Origin of the sequence: Nostoc sp. ATCC 53789, assembly GCF_009873495.1 — a bacterium.
Classification (GTDB): Bacteria; Cyanobacteriota; Cyanobacteriia; order Cyanobacteriales; family Nostocaceae; genus Nostoc; species Nostoc muscorum_A.
The window spans coordinates 2123756-2140693 of the sequence record NZ_CP046703.1; the positions used below are offsets into that span (position 1 = coordinate 2123756).

Sequence of the window (16938 nt, forward strand, 5' to 3'; positions counted from 1 at the left end):
ATGACTAAGTAAAAAGCTTTGATTTATACTTTAGTGAAACTAAACGATAGAATCAAATGCTTTTGTTTGTCAAAATGATAAATGAAAGTGATTAAAATTTTGACACCAAGTTGTAGGGATACCATAAATGGCAGGAATGACCCTTGAGCAGCTAAAAATCTTTATGGCTGTGGCACAGCACTTACACTTTACTCGCGCAGCAGAAGAGCTTTATATTACACAACCTGCCGTCAGTGCAGCAATCCACAACTTAGAGCAAGAATATGGGGTGAAACTATTCCATCGGATTGGTCGCCATATCGAGATTGCTGAAGCGGGTAAATTACTGCAAGTGGAAGCGCAGAAAATTCTCGATCAAGTTTCCTTGACTGAAAGGGGATTGCGAGAATTGAACAATCTGCAACGGGGTGAATTGAAATTAGGATCAAGTCTGACAATTGGTAACTACTGGCTACCAAGCAAGATTAGTGAGTTTAAGAGCCGATATCCCGGTATTCAGATTAACTGTAGCCTTGCCAATACAGAAGAGATTTGTCTAGGAACGGCCACAGGACAGTTTGATTTAGGTTTGGTAGAAGGAGATGTGAAGCCAGCACTCCAGAATACTCTAGAGTATGAAATAGTGGGCAGCGATCGCTTACAAATAGTTGTAGGTCGAAAACACCCTTGGTTTGAGTGGGGAGAAATTGACTTAAGTCAATTGACTAAAACCCCTTGGGTGATGCGCGAACCAGGTTCTGGAACCCAGCAAAGGTTTGAGGAAGCCTTACAAAATTGGGAAATCAATCTCAGTGAACTGGATGTAATTTTAGTATTCAACAGTGGAGAGATGACAAAAGCAGCGATCGAAGATGGTGTCGGTGCGATCGGAATTTCTGAGTTGATGGTAAAAAAAGAAATACAACTGGGAACTCTACGAGCAATTCGAGTGATTGATAATAGAGACGGTAACGGTGCGATGCCGACTACGGGCTACACCTACGCAGAAATAGTTCGACCTTTCTTCAAACTCAAGCATCGTCAGCGTTTTCAAACTGCTCTTTCCAAAGTCTTTGAACAAATGTTGATCTCATCTATGTCAGATGGCTCACATCAACATATATCAACATCACTTATTTGAAATAACATCATTTCCACTGCTCATCTAGTAATATCAAATCCTTTTGTATCGGAATTATTCCTCTTTTCTTTCCCTCTGCGCTCTCAGCGTCTCTGCGGTTTTTAATTTACAAAACTGTCCCTCTCCGGCTCGGAGCTACGGTTACACATCTCTCTACAAAACCAAAATGTAGTAGATCCTCCTAAATCCTCCGATAAATTGGAGGACTCCTCTTTTTTAAGAGAGTTAGGAGGATCAAAAGCTTGTGGGACAAATCTTAAAGACTTCTAAACCTCATCTATGTTGAAATCAAGAGTTTTTTAAAAGATATAAAAGATATATTTATGTAGGTTGGGTGGAGTGAAACGCAACCCAACATTACCACCTTATCTATGTTGGGTTACGCGATCGCTGCATCCAACCTACAAAACTACGGTTCTCAAGGTAGAAGAGGTTTATGTCACCGTAGCCGACTCAGAGAGGGACAGACTTGAATGAAAGTTCAAAGCAGGGAGAGGTTTGTGGCACTCATACCTTCCGCATATTTCTACTGATAGGGTCAAAACCTCTAGAAAACCGAGTGCTTTCATCGTAGTAAGCGCCAGTCAGATTCGCTCCATATAACTTGGCATAGTTGAGTTTGGCTCCCCGCAGATTGGCTTCATTCAGTTTGACACCGCTCAAATTAGCTCTAGTCAAATTCGCTTTTGCTAAGTTAGCTCTACTCAAATCTGCTCCCCAGAGTTTAGCTTTAGCTAGGTTAGCTCCACTCAAGTCAGATCCCCATAGATTTATTCCAGGCAAATAGACTCCAATCAGCCTGTTTCTACTCAAGTTGACGGCTGGAAAATATCTTTCCCCTGCGGCAAAACGCCTTTTTAATTCCTCTATATTCACGATCGCCACCCAACAAGAATCAGATTTATATCTCTAATATATAAGGTGCTTCTATTGTAACTGCCATAATAGAGGTTGTTTATTTAATATCTGCAATTACTCCAATTTACTCAAATGCACATATCTAATATGGCAATCCGCTTTGATTTCTGCTCGCGCAGCGTGGCGTAGCCATAATTATTTGCGTAGGAGGTAAGAGGCAATAGGCAAGAAGCTTCTTTCAGTTGTACTGAATGTTTTCAGAAATTAAATATGATTCCTATAGAACAAGTTATAGTAATTTCTTTCTTTTAATATTCAGGCGTGCGATTATTATATTGCTGCAATTAATGGATTTATCGTAATAAATCCTTAGTCATAATTGTCAAACAATCAAGATAACATTTTATGAAATAAATATACCAATCATATTAAATACTTTCCAAATTATGATTACTGACTCCTGTTAGCATTAGCGGGTAATTTAGCCATCTTGTAGCTAATTTTCTGACGATGCAAACGATTCGTTAGGCTACAGTACGATTCAAATTGCGGAATCAAATATTTTTAGTCTGCTTTAACTGTAAAATAACCTCAACATGAGATTATATTTAATTATTTTCTTACAAAAAGAGTTATGGTCTTTAAAACAGCAACCGAACAGCTGATCGTCCTAAAAAATGTCAGCAAATCTTATCAGCAGCCCAACGGCCAACAGATTGTCATCCTGGAAAATATCAATCTTGAGTTACGTCCAGGGGAGATCGTTGCATTGCTAGGGCCTTCCGGTTCAGGCAAATCTACTTTAATGCGGATAGTTGCTGGGTTAATTCCCCCCAGTCAAGGTGAAGTCGTATATCATAACCGTCCCCTAGTTGGTTTAAATCCTGGGGTAGCAATTGTTTTTCAAAGTTTTGCCCTTTATCCTTGGTTAACTGTACTAGAGAATGTGGAACTAGGTTTAAAAGCAAAAGGAGAAGCGCCAGATTCTCGACTGCAAAAGGCGCTACGAATGATTGATATTATTGGTTTGGATGGGTTTGAAAATGCCTATCCCAAAGAACTTTCTGGGGGAATGCGTCAGCGAGTTGGATTTGCTAGGGCTTTGGCCGTAGAACCAGAACTGTTATGTATGGATGAGCCATTTTCGGCATTAGATGTGCTAACGGCAGAAAACTTGCGGTTTGAATTATTAGATTTATGGTTAGAACGTCGCATACCCACCCAAGCTATTCTCATTGTCACCCACGGGATTGAAGAAGCGGTAATTATGGCGGATCGAATTATTGTTCTTGGACGCAATCCGGGAAGAATTCGGGCTGACTTACCTGTGACTTTACCCCATTACCGCGATCGCAAACATCCAACTTTTCAAGCCCTGGTAGATCGAGTTTATACAATCATCACCAACCCCGAATTAGAAAAAATTGAGCTAACAACGACTACCTCTGTAGAACCTGCAACACCACCAGCAAAATATCAATCTTTACCATCTGTGCGAACTGGTTCTATTGCCGGTCTTTTGGAACTTTTAGAAGATCGTCAAGAAAAAGACTTATATCGACTGGCCCAAGAATTGCAATTAGAAGTAGATGATATTTTACCCATTGTAGAAGCTGCAAAATTAATGGATTTTGTAGAACTTGCAGAAGGCGATATTAGCTTGAAGCCAGTCGGACACGAATTTATCAATGGTGGTATTGATGAACGCAAACAAATCATGCGATCGCAACTCTTAGCTAATATTCGCTTGGTACAGCAAATTTACCGTCTTCTGGAAGCTAAAAATAATCAACGCATTCCAGAAGAACTGGTATTAGATATCCTAGAAAGTCACTTTAGCCCAGAAGAAGCCGAACGACAATTAAAAACCGTCGTAGATTGGGGTCGTTATGCCGAAATATACGGCTACGATGAGCCATCAGGACAAATATTTTTAGAGCAAGCTGCCGTAGTTAATTCGTAAGGGTGTGCAGATGTACGCCTTTACAGTATTTACTATGAATGGCTTTGTTCATTTTTAATTTTTAATTTTTAATTTTTAATTGTTTATGACCCGACCTCTTACTCCTGCTAATAAAACTCTAGGACGTAGCAATTGGACTTGGCAAGATGGATTGCTGATTCTGGTAATTTTATCTTTCATTGTGGCAATTATTAGAACTGCTTCTAAATTTACAGGTACTTTTGAACCTGAACTCACAATTTCTACAAACATCAATGCTTTGCCAGGATATACAGCCCAAACTTTGATTCGTATGGGACTGGCTTACTTTTTATCCCTAATTTTTACCCTCTTGTATGCTTATACTGCTTATCGCTCTCGAATGGCAGAACGGATTTTAATTCCGATGTTGGATATTCTGCAATCGATTCCAGTATTGTCTTTTTTACCAGGTGTGGTACTAGCTTTGATTTCCCTGTTTCCGGGTCAGAGAATTGGTGTAGAACTAGCAGCAATTTTGCTAATTTTTACTGGTATGACTTGGAATATGACTTTTAGTTTTTACCAATCTCTTCAAAGTATTCCGCGAGAATTATTAGAAGCATCAAGGGTTTATCGGCTTAATCCTTGGCAACGCTTTTGGACATTAGAGTTACCATCTGGTGTGATTGGTTTGGTATGGAATAGTGTAATGTCGGTGGCTGGAGGTTGGTTTTTTTTAATTGCCATTGAGTCATTTACTTTGGGGAATCAAGATTTTCGTTTACCAGGATTAGGCTCTTTTTTAGGCACAGCAGCCAACAAAGGAGACTTTAAAGCGATATTTTGGGGCTTGGGGTTACTGATTGCGATCATTGTGGCAACTGATTTTTTTGTGTGGCGGCCACTGATTGCTTGGGCAGAAAGATTTAAGTTAGAGATGATTGAAACTGAAAATGCACCCCAATCTTGGATATTGGATACTTTCAGGCGATCGCCTACTTTACGCGCAATTAGCGATCGCGTTTTTCAGCCATTACAAACAGCCTTAGACGACAGTTTAATTCGGTCGTTTCCCGTGCGTTCAGTACCTATAAATGCCAAAGGCAACCTCAACTTGCCGAGTTTTTTAAATTGGATATTTGTTAGTGGCTTCAGCTTAATTATCCTGTGGGGTACTTGGGAAGCCGTGCTACTATTACGGACTCTAGCTTGGGATGATTGGCAACAGGTAATAAAGGGCGCTATGTTAACGGCATTGCGAGTGATAATTGCTTTGATATTATCATTGTTGTGGACTGTACCCGTGGGAGTTGCAATTGGTCGCAATCGACGGTTGGCTCAAGTATTGCAACCATTGGTACAAATCGCCGCTTCTGTGCCAGCAACAGCCTTATTTCCAGTGCTACTGCTAGGTTTAACCCGCATCGCTGGCGGTTTGCAGATTGGTGCGATCGCTCTGATGATGCTAGGGACAATGTGGTATATCCTGTTTAATGTCATTGCTGGGGCACAGTCGATTCCCTCAGACCTGATCGAAGCAGCTTCGGTGTATAAACTCTCACGTTTGCAACGTTGGCGAACCTTAATTTTACCTGCAATTTTCCCCTACCTAATTACAGGAATTATTAGCGCCGTTGGTGGCGCTTGGAATGCCAGTATCGTCAGTGAGTATGTTACATTTCAAGGGCGAGTAATTAGTACTTCTGGATTAGGGGCAACAATTTCTCACGCCACAGCGACAGGCAATTTCTCACTATTATTAGCTTCGACAGTGATTATGTCTCTATTAGTGGTGTTGACCAATCGTTTAGTTTGGCGACCTCTTTACAATTTAGCTCAAGAGAAATATCAATTATTGGTTTAAAGGTTTGTAGTCAGGGCTTCAGCCCTAGAGTTAGGGTGGAACGGGAATCAAAGCCCCCCTTTTTAAGGCAATACGGTTCAGTTAAGGCTAAAGCTCTTTGTCAAAGTCAATTTTTTTAACGAACCGCCATCGCGCAGCGTCTCGTTAGAGAAGGACGCATAGACACGAAGTGGCTACTCTTCGAGAACGCCAAGGGCGAACCCGCAGGGTAGGACGCAAAGAGAAGAAAGAAATGCTTAACTGAACTGTATTGCTTTTTAAGGGGGATTTAGAGGGATCTAGAACTTTTGATACCGATAAGAGGATTTTTAAAACATCCTCTCAGAGCAAGCCTCTTCTTTTTAGCTGAAAAACACTTAATTCACATAATCGAATTAAATCAAACTCTGTGGGATTGGCAACATGAGCGCCCCACTTATGCAAGTTAAATGTGGAAAAGCTTACATTTACTTCACTGGGATAATTTCAAACTCGAAAGTACTTATCAAACGGTCATCAATATAGACTTCTATTCTATGCTTACCAACCGGATCGCCAGGAGTAATCGTCCAAAAATTCTCAATTACACCCTCTGGAGCCGACTGTGTACGCCGTGTCACAGATGTCATTCCGTCTGGTGACATTGAGAAGTCTTCACCGCTATCTGTACCCCAAGTTTCTGGAGGTTTTGGTAAACGCAACACTTCGCGCCATTTTACTTCACCTTGGTAGTCTTTGAGTTTAATCCGCCACCCGTAGGCGTTTCCCTGCTGAAGTGGCACTCTTGTTGTCTGAAAAATGGTAACGTTACCTTTGGAGTCAACTCTCTTTAGCCCAAACTCAGCGTTACTGACAGTAATCTTTTTCAGACTTGTTGGTGTAGGAAATGGTTTGGCATTTTGTGCTACACCAGAGGTAGCGGCGATTGGCTCAGAACATATAACCCCAGATATTAGCCAAGAGGAAGCTAGCACAGCAGTAGCAGCCAAAATTCTCATTAGTATCTTCCTGTCAGACTTTTGGTACTTATTCAATTAATCTGACACGTTTTCCGGGCTATGGTTGCTGATAATTTGACAAAGGTGAAATTGCTCTTAGCTATCTGGCAAATTTAATCGATAAGTAGTCGGACAAAAATATTTATAGTCATTGTGAGCCTTCGCTTCTCTTTGCAATGACATTGGGGAATTAATTCTGTCTGACTACTTAGCTGATGCGATTTAACACTTCCACGGCTAAAATCCAATGGGATTTTTGCTTTACATCTTGTCTCTTCAGTCAAGGCTTAACTTTTCAAATTAACCTTCCCCTCAAATTTTGGCGCATCTTGATGAGATAAAAATCTTTCACTAGTGTGATAACTTCTTCGCCATTTTTCGAGCTGATCTATAGATATTGATTTAGATGTGACGTTCACACCATTTCCTCGCCAAGCAACTTCTGGATCTGTTGTGAAAACCCCACACTCTAATTGTTCTAGCCTCATATTCCAATATTCACTAAATCGGCCTTTTAAAGTAATAACTTGCTCAAATACCTTATTTCTGTGTTTATTTCTTCTTTTTCTTTCTGTAGCTCCTGTTGCTTCGGTATCAATAAACTTAGTTTCAATTAAATACAGGCTACCTTTAAAAGTCAGGTAGACAAAATCACACTTTCCTAAATCTGTATAATCTGAAATTGGAGATTTTTCAAATAACAGCAATTCAGCGCACGAGGGAAACAACTCTTTAATATTCAGAAATAAATAAGCTTGCAGTAGAAGTTCCTTATCATAAGGAAATAAGATTACTCCTTCAAAAAACTTTTGAATGTCCTCGTGAGTTTGGGGTTGAATCCTTTTACAGTACGAAACAAATTTATGTAGCTCATTTACACTCATCAAGTTTTAACTCCTTCCCCCGGTCGCAGCCTTAAGGGTATTAGCATAAAAAGATACCACTCCCTCAAGGAAATTATCATCCGCATAAGTAACTAAAAAAACGCTTTTAACCCTGAATACTTAAGGCAATTTACTGTTGACAGTTTAATAAAACTAATTTTTCAGGTGTTTTTCAGTATTAGTAGATTTTTCACTTCTGGTATTAGCTACCAGTGAGCGATTTGATATGAGCAGGAAAACTAGCATTTTGCAAAGCTTGGACGGTTATTCTGGAATCTTGTACGGAAAATTGCCAACCCAAGCGAACAAGTTTCCGAGATTTTTCAGTTTGGATAATTCCAATAACTGGCATTTTTGCCTTTTCTTTATCTACTGAATGTTCTTGCAAAATTGTTTTCAAGAGGTGTAGTTTTTCCATATCACCTGCTTGCTGGGGATTTAACTCTACCATTACCATTTGTACTGTTTCCACTGGCTCTGCATCTTCAACAATAAATTGAGTTTGCTCGTCGCGTCGGTCTACTTTCCCCCAAATAATCAATCTTGTGTCAACTTGAAGTAAGGAACTAATGCGTTCATAAGTTTTAGGAAAAACTACAGCTTCTGATTGTGTGGTTAGGTCTTCTATTTGCAAAATTGCCATCTGATCGCCTTTTTTTGTAACCACTTTTTTGACGTTATTTAACATCACAACTGCACAAAGCCTTGTGTCTTCCCTTTGCTCTCCCAATTGCGAAAGGTTAATTGGAGTTAAAAGTGGTGCTATTTGTCGTAAGGATTTCAGTGGATGATCTGATACATAAAAACCTAATAATTCTTTCTCCATCTGCAACTTTTTCTGTGGGGGTAAATCGGTCACAGGTTTAGATTTAGGAGCAGTTTCAAAGGCATTATTTGCTCTTTTATTTTGAGTAGAAGAAAATCCATCGCCTAATAAGTCAAAGAGATTCCCTTGTCCACTGGCTCTGTCTTTGGCGCGAGATTGTGCCCAATCATACACTAATTCTGAGTCGTTAATTAACTGTTGGCGGTTGGATTCAATTTTGTCAAAGGCTCCACAGTAAATCAGCGATTCCAGAGTCCGACGGTTAACAGCACGTAAATCCACGCGATCGCAAAAATCAGCGAGAGATTTAAACTCTCCTGTCTCATTTCTCGCTTCTAAAATACAGGCGATCGCATTCTGTCCCACGTTACGCACCGCCGAAAAGCCAAACAGAATCTTTCCCAATGTCGGCGTAAAATCAACACCAGAACGATTAATGTCTGGCGGATCTATGGGAATACCCATGTTTGTACAGTTGGTAATATATCTCTGTACCTTATCGGTATCGCCACTGTTAGCCGTTAACAGGGCCGCCATATATTCTAATGGATAATTAGCTTTTAAATATGCTGTCTGATAAGTTACATAAGCATAGGCGGTCGAATGGGATTTATTGAAACAATTAGAAGCTATAAAGCCATTTTTGAGTGCAAAATTATGGTCACGCTCAACTCCAATGTCATAGACATTTTGTTTGCCTAAATATTTACGTGTGGCTATTTTGATCATCCTACCTTACCCCCGAAAAAAATTTGCGAAATTAATTAATTGATAAAATGATAAAAATTGTAGTCATAGTAATACTGGTGATATAAAATTATATCACTAGAAAACACTGCTATACTCTTACACAAAAGTAGACATATTAGGTAAACAGTTAATAGCCATGTAATTGCTGTTTTTAAAGCTTATAAACAGATTCCAATACATATTAATCCCCTTAATTCAAATGCTAGGAGAGTGGATGAAATCAGGGGAGCAAAGAAAGTTTTGCCTTCTACACCTCACCCCTGTACCTCTTTCCAATGCCGAATGTGTCAGTTAGTATCGTTGAGAAGCAACACGGTATTAAAGGGTGTGGGTAGGTGAAAGTGGCGCTGATCGTAATTTTGGCGGTAGCTCTGGGATTATTTATGATAGTCGAGATCGGACTGCGATCGCTCTTTGGCTTTGGTAATCCCCTAATTTACATTGGTGATGAGCAGATTGGCTATTTATTGGCTCCTAACCAGCGTACCCGTCGTTTTGGTAATCGCATTGAAATTAATGAGTATTCTATGCGAGGTAGTGCGATAAATAAAACACCCGCGCCTTCTACGCTGCGAGTTTTACTGTTAGGGGATTCTATTGCAAATGGTGGTTGGTGGACAGATCAGACTAATACCATATCGGCGATCATGATGCGTTCTTTAGCATCATCCACTCATCGTAATTATCAGGAAGTAGAAGTGCTGAATGCTTCAGCTAACTCTTGGGGGCCAAGGAACGAGTTAGCCTATTTAGAGAAGTTTAGCCATTTCAACGCGCAAGCAGTGGTGTTATTAATTAATACCGATGATTTGTTTGCTACTCCTCCCACTTCTTTACCGGTAGGACGCGATCGCAACTATCCCGATAGTAAACCTCCCCTAGCGTTAGCGGAAGTGTGGCAACGTTATATCGTCAAGCAGAAGCCAATTCCTGAAATGAAAGCGGTGCAAAATGAAGCAGGCGATCGCGTGGGGATTAATTTGGAAGCGATCGGCAAAATACAAGCCCTGACTCGCCAAAGCAACAGCCAATTTTTACTAGTTATGACTCCCTTACTGCGAGAAATTGCTGAACCAGGCCCCCGCGATTATGAAATTAAAGCCCGCCAACGCTTGAGCGATTTTACTAAAGCCCAGCAAATTAACTATGTAGACTTTTTACCGATATTCAATTCAACCAACAACCCGCAAGGTTTGTATCACGATCACATTCACCTCAATTTGCAAGGTAATAAAGTTGTCAGCGAAATTATGGAGCGATCGCTTTTAGAAATACTAAGGGAGATACCAATTACTCAGACCTACTAAAGTCGTCATTTCTACCAGAAAATATTCGTATTCAGTGATTTTCCACTCATGAAAATTAATTTATATAGCTTATTTCGTATTCATTATCTTAATATAATGGTAATTCTTATAGTTGAAATAATTATTAATTTAAATTAAATCAGACAATCTTATATAACTAGAATACTAGCCATCCAAATAATGCTCAACCTTAAATCTCAAAAAAATATATTGATTAAGTACAGTTGTTTATTATATTAGAAAATTAAATAATATGTTTAAAGATTACTTTTAGTAAATCTCCTTGTGTAAAAGGTTTAGTTAAATAGCCTGATGCTTTGACCATCTTAGCTTTAGCTCTATCTATAAATCCTACTTTTTCTGACACCATAATCACAGGTGTATTTTTAAAATTTGAGTGTTTACGCAGCAAAGAGCAGAGTTCATATCCGTCTAAATTAGGCATCGAAATATCCAATAAAATAATGTCGGGTTTTGTGTGAACAATCTGCATTAAAGCTTGTAAAGAATCGGTAACTCCCACAACACAAAAGGTTTGCTCATCTAAATAACTTTGAATAGTATTCAATACTGTAGGGCTGTCATCAATACAAAAGATGGTGTAAATTTTTTTGTCAACAGGAGGTTCGGTAGTTCGCTGACCCCTATGTTCATTAGTATTAATAGAGTAGACTGGTGGTCTATAGCCGTTTGTTCTAAAAGAGTTTGGTCTACTTTTGTTCTTAGGTTTTAGCTCATTGATTTTGAACAATTCTGAGGGGTGTGATTGAGAAGTTGGCGAAGTCTGACGATTGGCTGCTTCTCTAGGAGAGGCTACGCCAACGCTTTGGGGCGTTTGACATCGTTCAACCAGTAAGCGGAGATTCAGATGACAAAACTTTGGCATATCATCTAGAAAGCTTTCAGGAATAAATTCATAACTCCCCTCTTCTAAGTTCAGAAATGACTCCAGAACTTCTAGCGCCAACTGTTCTATCAGCATCGCCGCTTGAAAGGGACTGATATATTTCTGATTAACTAACCAACAAATAGCCAAATAATCTGGGTTCGGTATTGCCTGATTTTCAATCCCAGTTTCAAATATCGCCCGTAACTGTTCGTGAATTTCACGAGGGAGAGTAGAAATTTGCTGACTCAAACGTTGCAAATTTCTGTAAAGTGGCTCAAACATTTTCTCTGAGTAGCAGGCATAAATTAGTTTACCTTCATCTACATATATTGACCAAGAGCCTGATGTGCTAAATACCTGCAAACAACCAGTAACAGACTTACCAGTGATTTTTTTCAACAAAGATAAAGGCTGGAGCTTTTGAAAAAATCTGTATCTATTAATCGGAAGTGTCTTCATTGGGATAGCTCTGGAATAAAATTAACATTGCAGGCGAAATTAGTGAATTACCTTTTCGGAATTCACTGCGACTTGGTTGGAAGCACTATCAGATAAATATAGCGGTCACATTTGAGTTAGTACAGAGATTCCACACCCCCCAACTCTTAATTAACCAATCTCTGTTAAGCTAGAAAGCACGAATTACAACTAAACCAATCCATATTATTGCCCAATAGCAAAATGGCCCGACTGGTTGCCAGGATATAGTATTTCAAAAACTAGATTGGTTTTCTGTATCTTTTGCTAATCTAGCCAATCTAACAGTAACTCAAGTGCAACAGATAGACTATTGGCTCTCGCCCATCAGTCACAAAAGTATCATTGTTATCCGTATCTAGTAGCCTAAAATTGCAGATACTTTAGTTCTCTTAGAAAAGTTTTTTTTGCCTCTCATACTTAAGTCTGGAACAATCAAAATCTCCAGTGCTGTAGACTAAAAAGCTCCTCTATCAAGGCTTTTATGGATTTAATAGCAATGTTTTGGTTGCCATAACTAAAGTTGTCAGGTACTTTTACTAGAAGTTTATTCTTAAGGGAAACTTCATCAAGAGAAAAAGTATTATTAAAAACTAAGCATTTAAAAAGCCCAATATCTTACTTAGGTCTTGAGCTTGTAGAGCAACTCTTAGTGTTGGGACTGGGCAAAACTACCAATTGCACAACAAGAATGGGAAACCTCCGACCAAGGATGAGTTAGCTGGCAATTGTCGCCATAATGGTGTGTGGTGAGATGCACAGGCGACCAAACCAGCAGAAGGGAATCTCTTCATAAGTACTGGAAACGGGTTCTAATGTTGTTTGGGGCAAAATATTCACCCGGCACAATTTGAAGTGACAAATTCAAGAACTTACAGCGAAATTCTTGATTAGTAGTACATACCTGCAAAATAGCTATTTCCTAGCTAGATGGTAGATAACAAGTAACGTACTCACTAAAATTTAGATTACTATAATTTTCAAAAAAAGTTAGAAGAAATATCTAAACTTTATGATAAATCAGTAAAGTAACCATGAAAACTAATTAATATTATCTTTTAGTATTTTTTTGCTCTAATATCCGGGAGGGCTGAAAATGTACAGTAAAAGATAATTTCGCTTGCTTATTTAATTACACTTAATAGATAAATGAATCATTTTATAATAGCAATTTAACCGAAGAATCTCAAGCTTTAAAAGTCACCAATATAAATATAAAATTGCCCGCGTAGGCGTAGCCATCGTAAACATTGCATTCATTAACCCATAAAGTATATGTAGCAAAAAGACGCAAAGAATTTCTTTGCGTCTTTGGTGTGAGATTTATAAGTAAATATTCTCACCGTTATAATTCTCCATCTACTTAAACTTGCTCCCGCCAGCACCAGCTTAAAAGTGTGCCACCAGCCACCAACTTAACTACTTCCAGTACCCAATAACTACCGTGTAATAAATTCATGGTCGATGGAATAGCTGCTGCTGCTTCAAATAGGTTTAGCTGAACTCCTATGGCGCACATTTGCGGAGTTAAGAAATAAGTGTCAAGCACAGCTATAGTTAGCAGCAGTCCAGATAAAATAATACTGCCAATGCGCCAGTGATATTGGGTTTTACCCAAAGCTAATGCCCCTGTCAGTACTACAGCAGCAGACAATAATTCCATCCGATTGAAGTTCCAAAAAATCGTATAGCCTGCTGTTGTAAAACCAGCTTGGCTCATCATGCCAGAAAGATAAAGGCTAGGCATAATTACCCAGTCTAAAACTAAACTAGCACTGAGCCAAAAGCCCAAAGTCAATATTATAGCGGTTTGCCAAATTGGTCGTTTGAATTCAAGGCTAGAAATAGCAGTCATAAAATAATTGCGTGTGTTGTATTTCTTAGTTTCTAACTTCACCAGCAGTTTGACAAGAAATATCAACTAACCTTTACAAAGTGACTTATCTTAATTGATTCTTAATCCAACCCCAAGATTTTTTAAACTTAATTTAGAAATATTAAGATATTTTAAAAAATAATTTAAATAGATTTTGCTTCTTAATAAATACCCAATTTGTCTTAAGTTTCCAGCGTTGACATCCTCACCGCCGTGTTCGCCCTTGGCGTTCCCGTTCGCGCAGCGTCTCCGTCAGGAGAAGGGTACGCACTCTTAAGAAGGAGTAATGAGTAATAAGTAACAAGTAATGAGTAAATACCCATTTTTCATCCACTTATTACTCATTACTCATTACTTTAAAGCCGTGCTGGATGGTTACTGAGCGTAGCCAAAGTAAACACGGGGTTTTAAACCCATTTTTCTGATAAGCCGGAAACGAGAAAGATGATAATTAGTGGTTAGATTTAGCAAAGTCACTTATTTCTCTTGAAATGTCCAGACACCTTCATCCCAATCTGACTCTGTTGGAGGTGATTGTAACCAATGTTGACAACGTAAAAGATGCAACATAGCAGCTTTGTCCTGGTTATCTGCTGCTAAAACTAGGGCAAATTCAGCCCTAGCACGGTTAAAATCGCGTTTGAGATAATACTCGCGTCCTTTGTGATAATGCTCAATCACTTGCAATTTTTCGCTTTCAATCGGGTTGGAACGTAAACCCAGTAATTCATATATAGCTACTGGCTCATTTCTGCCTTTGACACGAATGTAATCTAGTTCCCTAGCCCAAATATTATCTTGGCAGGGTTTAAAAGTGTTATGGCTAATAATAATGTCGCAACCATATTGTTTGCTGACGCTTTCTAATCGAGAGCCAAGATTAACACCATCACCAATGGCGGTAAATTCCATCCGTTTACTAGAGCCAATATTCCCACTAATTACGGTATCTGAGTTGATACCAATGCCGATTTTAATTCTGGGCTTATCATCTACATAGCGACGTTGATTAAATTCGTGCAGGCGAACGCGCATTTCTAAGGATGTTTGCACTGCCATCCAAGCGTGTTCTTCTAATGCCAGAGGAGAACCAAACACAGCCATAATCGCATCGCCGATGTATTTGTCAAGCGTGCCTTTATGTTTAAAGACTGCCTCCACCATTGATTCAAAATATTCATTGAGCATACTTACCACTTCTTCTGCTTCCAAGTTTTCCGTTAAAGTGGTGTAGCCGCGAATATCAGAAAATAAAATCGAAACTTCTTTGCGATCGCCTCCAAGTTTAGCATCATCTAATTTCAGCAGTTCTTCTGCTAATTCCTGGGTCATGTAGCGGTACATAGTACTTTTGAGCCGCTTCTCATCACTGATATCTTCCATCACCACCAGCGCTCCCCGGACTTGCTCGTTGTCGCTGGCATCGGCAATTGTGTTAATGGATAAATTAATACTGTGCTGCTCTGTACCAGTTGTTAGGAGTGTGCGATCGGGGTAATACTGCTGGCGGCCTTTTAAGTCAACTGCATGTAAAGCATCTTGATACCACTTACTGAAGTCGCCTTCTTTGATACCAATGACATCATTAACTAATTTACCTTCTAAACGTTCATCTACTCCCAGTCCTAGCAAACGTTGAGCGCTTTCATTCGCGGCGATAATTAAGCCAGTTTTATCAGTGGAAACCACTCCATTGGAAAGACTACGCAGAATATCTCGTTGCATTTGTTCTTGTTGCTTGACTGTGGCAAACAACTGGGCATTTTGCAGCGCTACTCCGGCTTGAATATTAAAAGCTTCCATAAATTCTTCATCGTTGCGGTCAAAGCTAGCTTGGAAGCAGTCGGGAGCTTTGGGCCAATCAGCTGGATTATAAGCGGGAAAATCACCAGTTTTCTTTTTATTTACGAGTTGGGTAACGCCAATCAGTTGTTGATCGGCGTTAAATACTGGCATACAAAGTAAGCTACAAGTGCGATAGCCATTTTGCTGATCGAGTTGTTTGGCTGTATCAGAATCAGGATCGTCGTACAAATCAAAGGCAATATTCAGTTTCTTGCCAGAAGCCGCTACTATACCCGCAAAGCCTTTACCTACAGGGACTCGTAATTCTTTAGTTGAACCATCATCCTGAGTGATTTTCGTCCATAATTGATGACGTTCGTGGTCTATTAACCATAGTGTACTGCGATCGGCATTCATCAGTTCCTTGGCTTCATCCATCACCCGCTTCAGGGTGTCTTCTAAGTCGAGACTGCTTTGAGAGAGAGACTTGATGGCCTTCATTAGCGCCGCCACTGCTCTTTGTTTTTGGGTGGCGACATAAAAAGAGCGCGAGGATTCTAAAATTAGGCGAATTGAAGGGGCAAATTCTTGAAATAATTGTTCGTCAGCAGAGAGAAAACCTTTGGTATCAACGCGCTCTGCAAGGGGAGCGGCGTGATTATTGCCAGATTTTAATTTATTCAGTAATTGTACTACTGCAACTAACTGCCCATGTTCATTTAACAGTGGCAAAGCCAACATGGTGTAGGTGCGGTAGCCAGTTCTTTTTTCTTGTTCTTGGGCAAAATGCGATCGCGGATCGTTATAAAAATCAAAGGGAATATTGATAACTTGTTTGAAAGTAGCGACTTCCCCAGCAATTCCTTTATTGGCGGGGATACGAATTTCTAAAGAGCGATCGCCTTCCCCCTCAGCTAAAATCGACCAGAGTTCTTGTTTTTCTTCATCCAATAAAAATATCGTTGTCCGGTCTGCTCCCAGTAATTCCCCGGTTTTCAGGGTAATCGAATGCAACATTTCTTGCAGAAGAGTTTCAAACCCCTGAGAATCCAGCATTGATAGGGTTTGATGGACAATCTGTAATTTTTGCTCGACATCCTGAACGACCTGCTTAAAAGTATCCTGAGTCAGGGGAGCAAGAAACGTAGAAAAATTTCCTTTCCTTGTGGCAAGAGCGCCGACAGGAGCAGAATTTGTTGGTAATTCGAGGTTTTCTTGGTTGTGAACACCAATAATCAAATCGGTGGTTTCCCCATAACTTCCTTGATACACTGACATAACTGATATTTTATATAGCAGGATGAGATTTTAAATTTAAGAATGCGATGAAATTTATGTAAGTTGTGCTAAAAGCAACAATAGCCTTGATATTATCCATAGTTTAATCGCTTGTTTAGCTAG

13 protein-coding genes are annotated in these 16938 nt (G+C 39.5%); 5 read left to right on the forward strand and 8 right to left on the reverse strand.

All coding sequences use genetic code 11. From position 1 onward, the window contains the following. Nucleotides 1–127 precede the first annotated feature (127 nt). Together GJB62_RS08680 and GJB62_RS08685 are read left to right on the forward strand one after the other, a co-directional pair. Nucleotides 128–1120 carry a LysR substrate-binding domain-containing protein gene (locus GJB62_RS08680; RefSeq protein ID WP_114085343.1) on the forward strand — a complete coding sequence of 331 codons (993 nt, stop codon included), beginning with the start codon at nucleotides 128–130 and terminating at the stop codon, nucleotides 1118–1120. A 339-nt stretch (nucleotides 1121–1459) separates the two neighbouring features. After that, nucleotides 1460–1597, forward strand: coding sequence for a hypothetical protein (locus tag GJB62_RS08685; RefSeq protein ID WP_159402483.1), 138 nt, complete (start codon nucleotides 1460–1462; stop codon nucleotides 1595–1597). 30 nt (nucleotides 1598–1627) lie between these two features. Here the strand turns inward: GJB62_RS08685 and GJB62_RS08690 are convergent, their stop codons facing one another. Next, nucleotides 1628–1996 (reverse strand): pentapeptide repeat-containing protein, encoded by a 369-nt coding sequence (locus GJB62_RS08690; protein WP_114085344.1) that lies wholly within the window; start codon nucleotides 1994–1996, stop codon nucleotides 1628–1630. A gap of 616 nt (nucleotides 1997–2612) precedes the next feature. Between GJB62_RS08690 and GJB62_RS08695 the strand changes: the two genes are divergently transcribed. Together GJB62_RS08695 and GJB62_RS08700 are read left to right on the forward strand one after the other, a co-directional pair. Beyond that, complete coding sequence (locus tag GJB62_RS08695) at nucleotides 2613–3941, forward strand: nitrate/sulfonate/bicarbonate ABC transporter ATP-binding protein (protein WP_114085345.1); 1329 nt, start codon at nucleotides 2613–2615, stop codon at nucleotides 3939–3941. Nucleotides 3942–4026: 85 nt separating this feature from the next. Beyond that, entirely contained in the window at nucleotides 4027–5766 is a 1740-nt protein-coding gene (locus GJB62_RS08700) for an ABC transporter permease subunit (protein WP_114085346.1), read from the forward strand. 446 nt (nucleotides 5767–6212) lie between these two features. Here the strand turns inward: GJB62_RS08700 and GJB62_RS08705 are convergent, their stop codons facing one another. The 3 genes from GJB62_RS08705 to GJB62_RS08715 form a co-directional block, all read right to left on the reverse strand. Next, nucleotides 6213–6743, reverse strand: coding sequence for a hypothetical protein (locus tag GJB62_RS08705; protein ID WP_114085347.1), 531 nt, complete (start codon nucleotides 6741–6743; stop codon nucleotides 6213–6215). Nucleotides 6744–7030: 287 nt separating this feature from the next. Beyond that, on the reverse strand, nucleotides 7031–7627 hold the full coding sequence (locus GJB62_RS08710) for a hypothetical protein (protein ID WP_114085348.1): 597 nt from the start codon (nucleotides 7625–7627) through the stop codon (nucleotides 7031–7033). Between the two features lie 202 nt (nucleotides 7628–7829). Further along, nucleotides 7830–9182, reverse strand: coding sequence for an OB-fold nucleic acid binding domain-containing protein (locus GJB62_RS08715; protein WP_114085349.1), 1353 nt, complete (start codon nucleotides 9180–9182; stop codon nucleotides 7830–7832). A gap of 356 nt (nucleotides 9183–9538) precedes the next feature. On the opposite strand from GJB62_RS08715, the gene GJB62_RS08720 reads away from it, so the two are divergent. Then, nucleotides 9539–10510, forward strand: coding sequence for an SGNH/GDSL hydrolase family protein (locus GJB62_RS08720; protein WP_114085350.1), 972 nt, complete (start codon nucleotides 9539–9541; stop codon nucleotides 10508–10510). 244 nt (nucleotides 10511–10754) lie between these two features. On the opposite strand, the gene GJB62_RS08725 is transcribed toward GJB62_RS08720, so the two are convergent. The 4 genes from GJB62_RS08725 to GJB62_RS08735 all read right to left on the reverse strand — a co-directional run bounded on the left by GJB62_RS08725 (nucleotide 10755) and on the right by GJB62_RS08735 (nucleotide 16815). Beyond that, nucleotides 10755–11858 (reverse strand): response regulator, encoded by a 1104-nt coding sequence (locus tag GJB62_RS08725; RefSeq protein WP_114085351.1) that lies wholly within the window; start codon nucleotides 11856–11858, stop codon nucleotides 10755–10757. Nucleotides 11859–12593: 735 nt separating this feature from the next. Next, nucleotides 12594–12716 (reverse strand): hypothetical protein, encoded by a 123-nt coding sequence (locus GJB62_RS37985; RefSeq protein ID WP_258551491.1) that lies wholly within the window; start codon nucleotides 12714–12716, stop codon nucleotides 12594–12596. A gap of 523 nt (nucleotides 12717–13239) precedes the next feature. Continuing rightward, nucleotides 13240–13731, reverse strand: coding sequence for a hypothetical protein (locus GJB62_RS08730; RefSeq protein ID WP_114085352.1), 492 nt, complete (start codon nucleotides 13729–13731; stop codon nucleotides 13240–13242). Between the two features lie 498 nt (nucleotides 13732–14229). Further along, the gene (locus GJB62_RS08735) at nucleotides 14230–16815 is read right to left on the reverse strand and encodes an adenylate/guanylate cyclase domain-containing protein (protein ID WP_114085353.1); all 2586 of its coding nucleotides are present in this window, start codon (nucleotides 16813–16815) and stop codon (nucleotides 14230–14232) included. Between the last annotated feature and the right edge of the window lie 123 nt (nucleotides 16816–16938).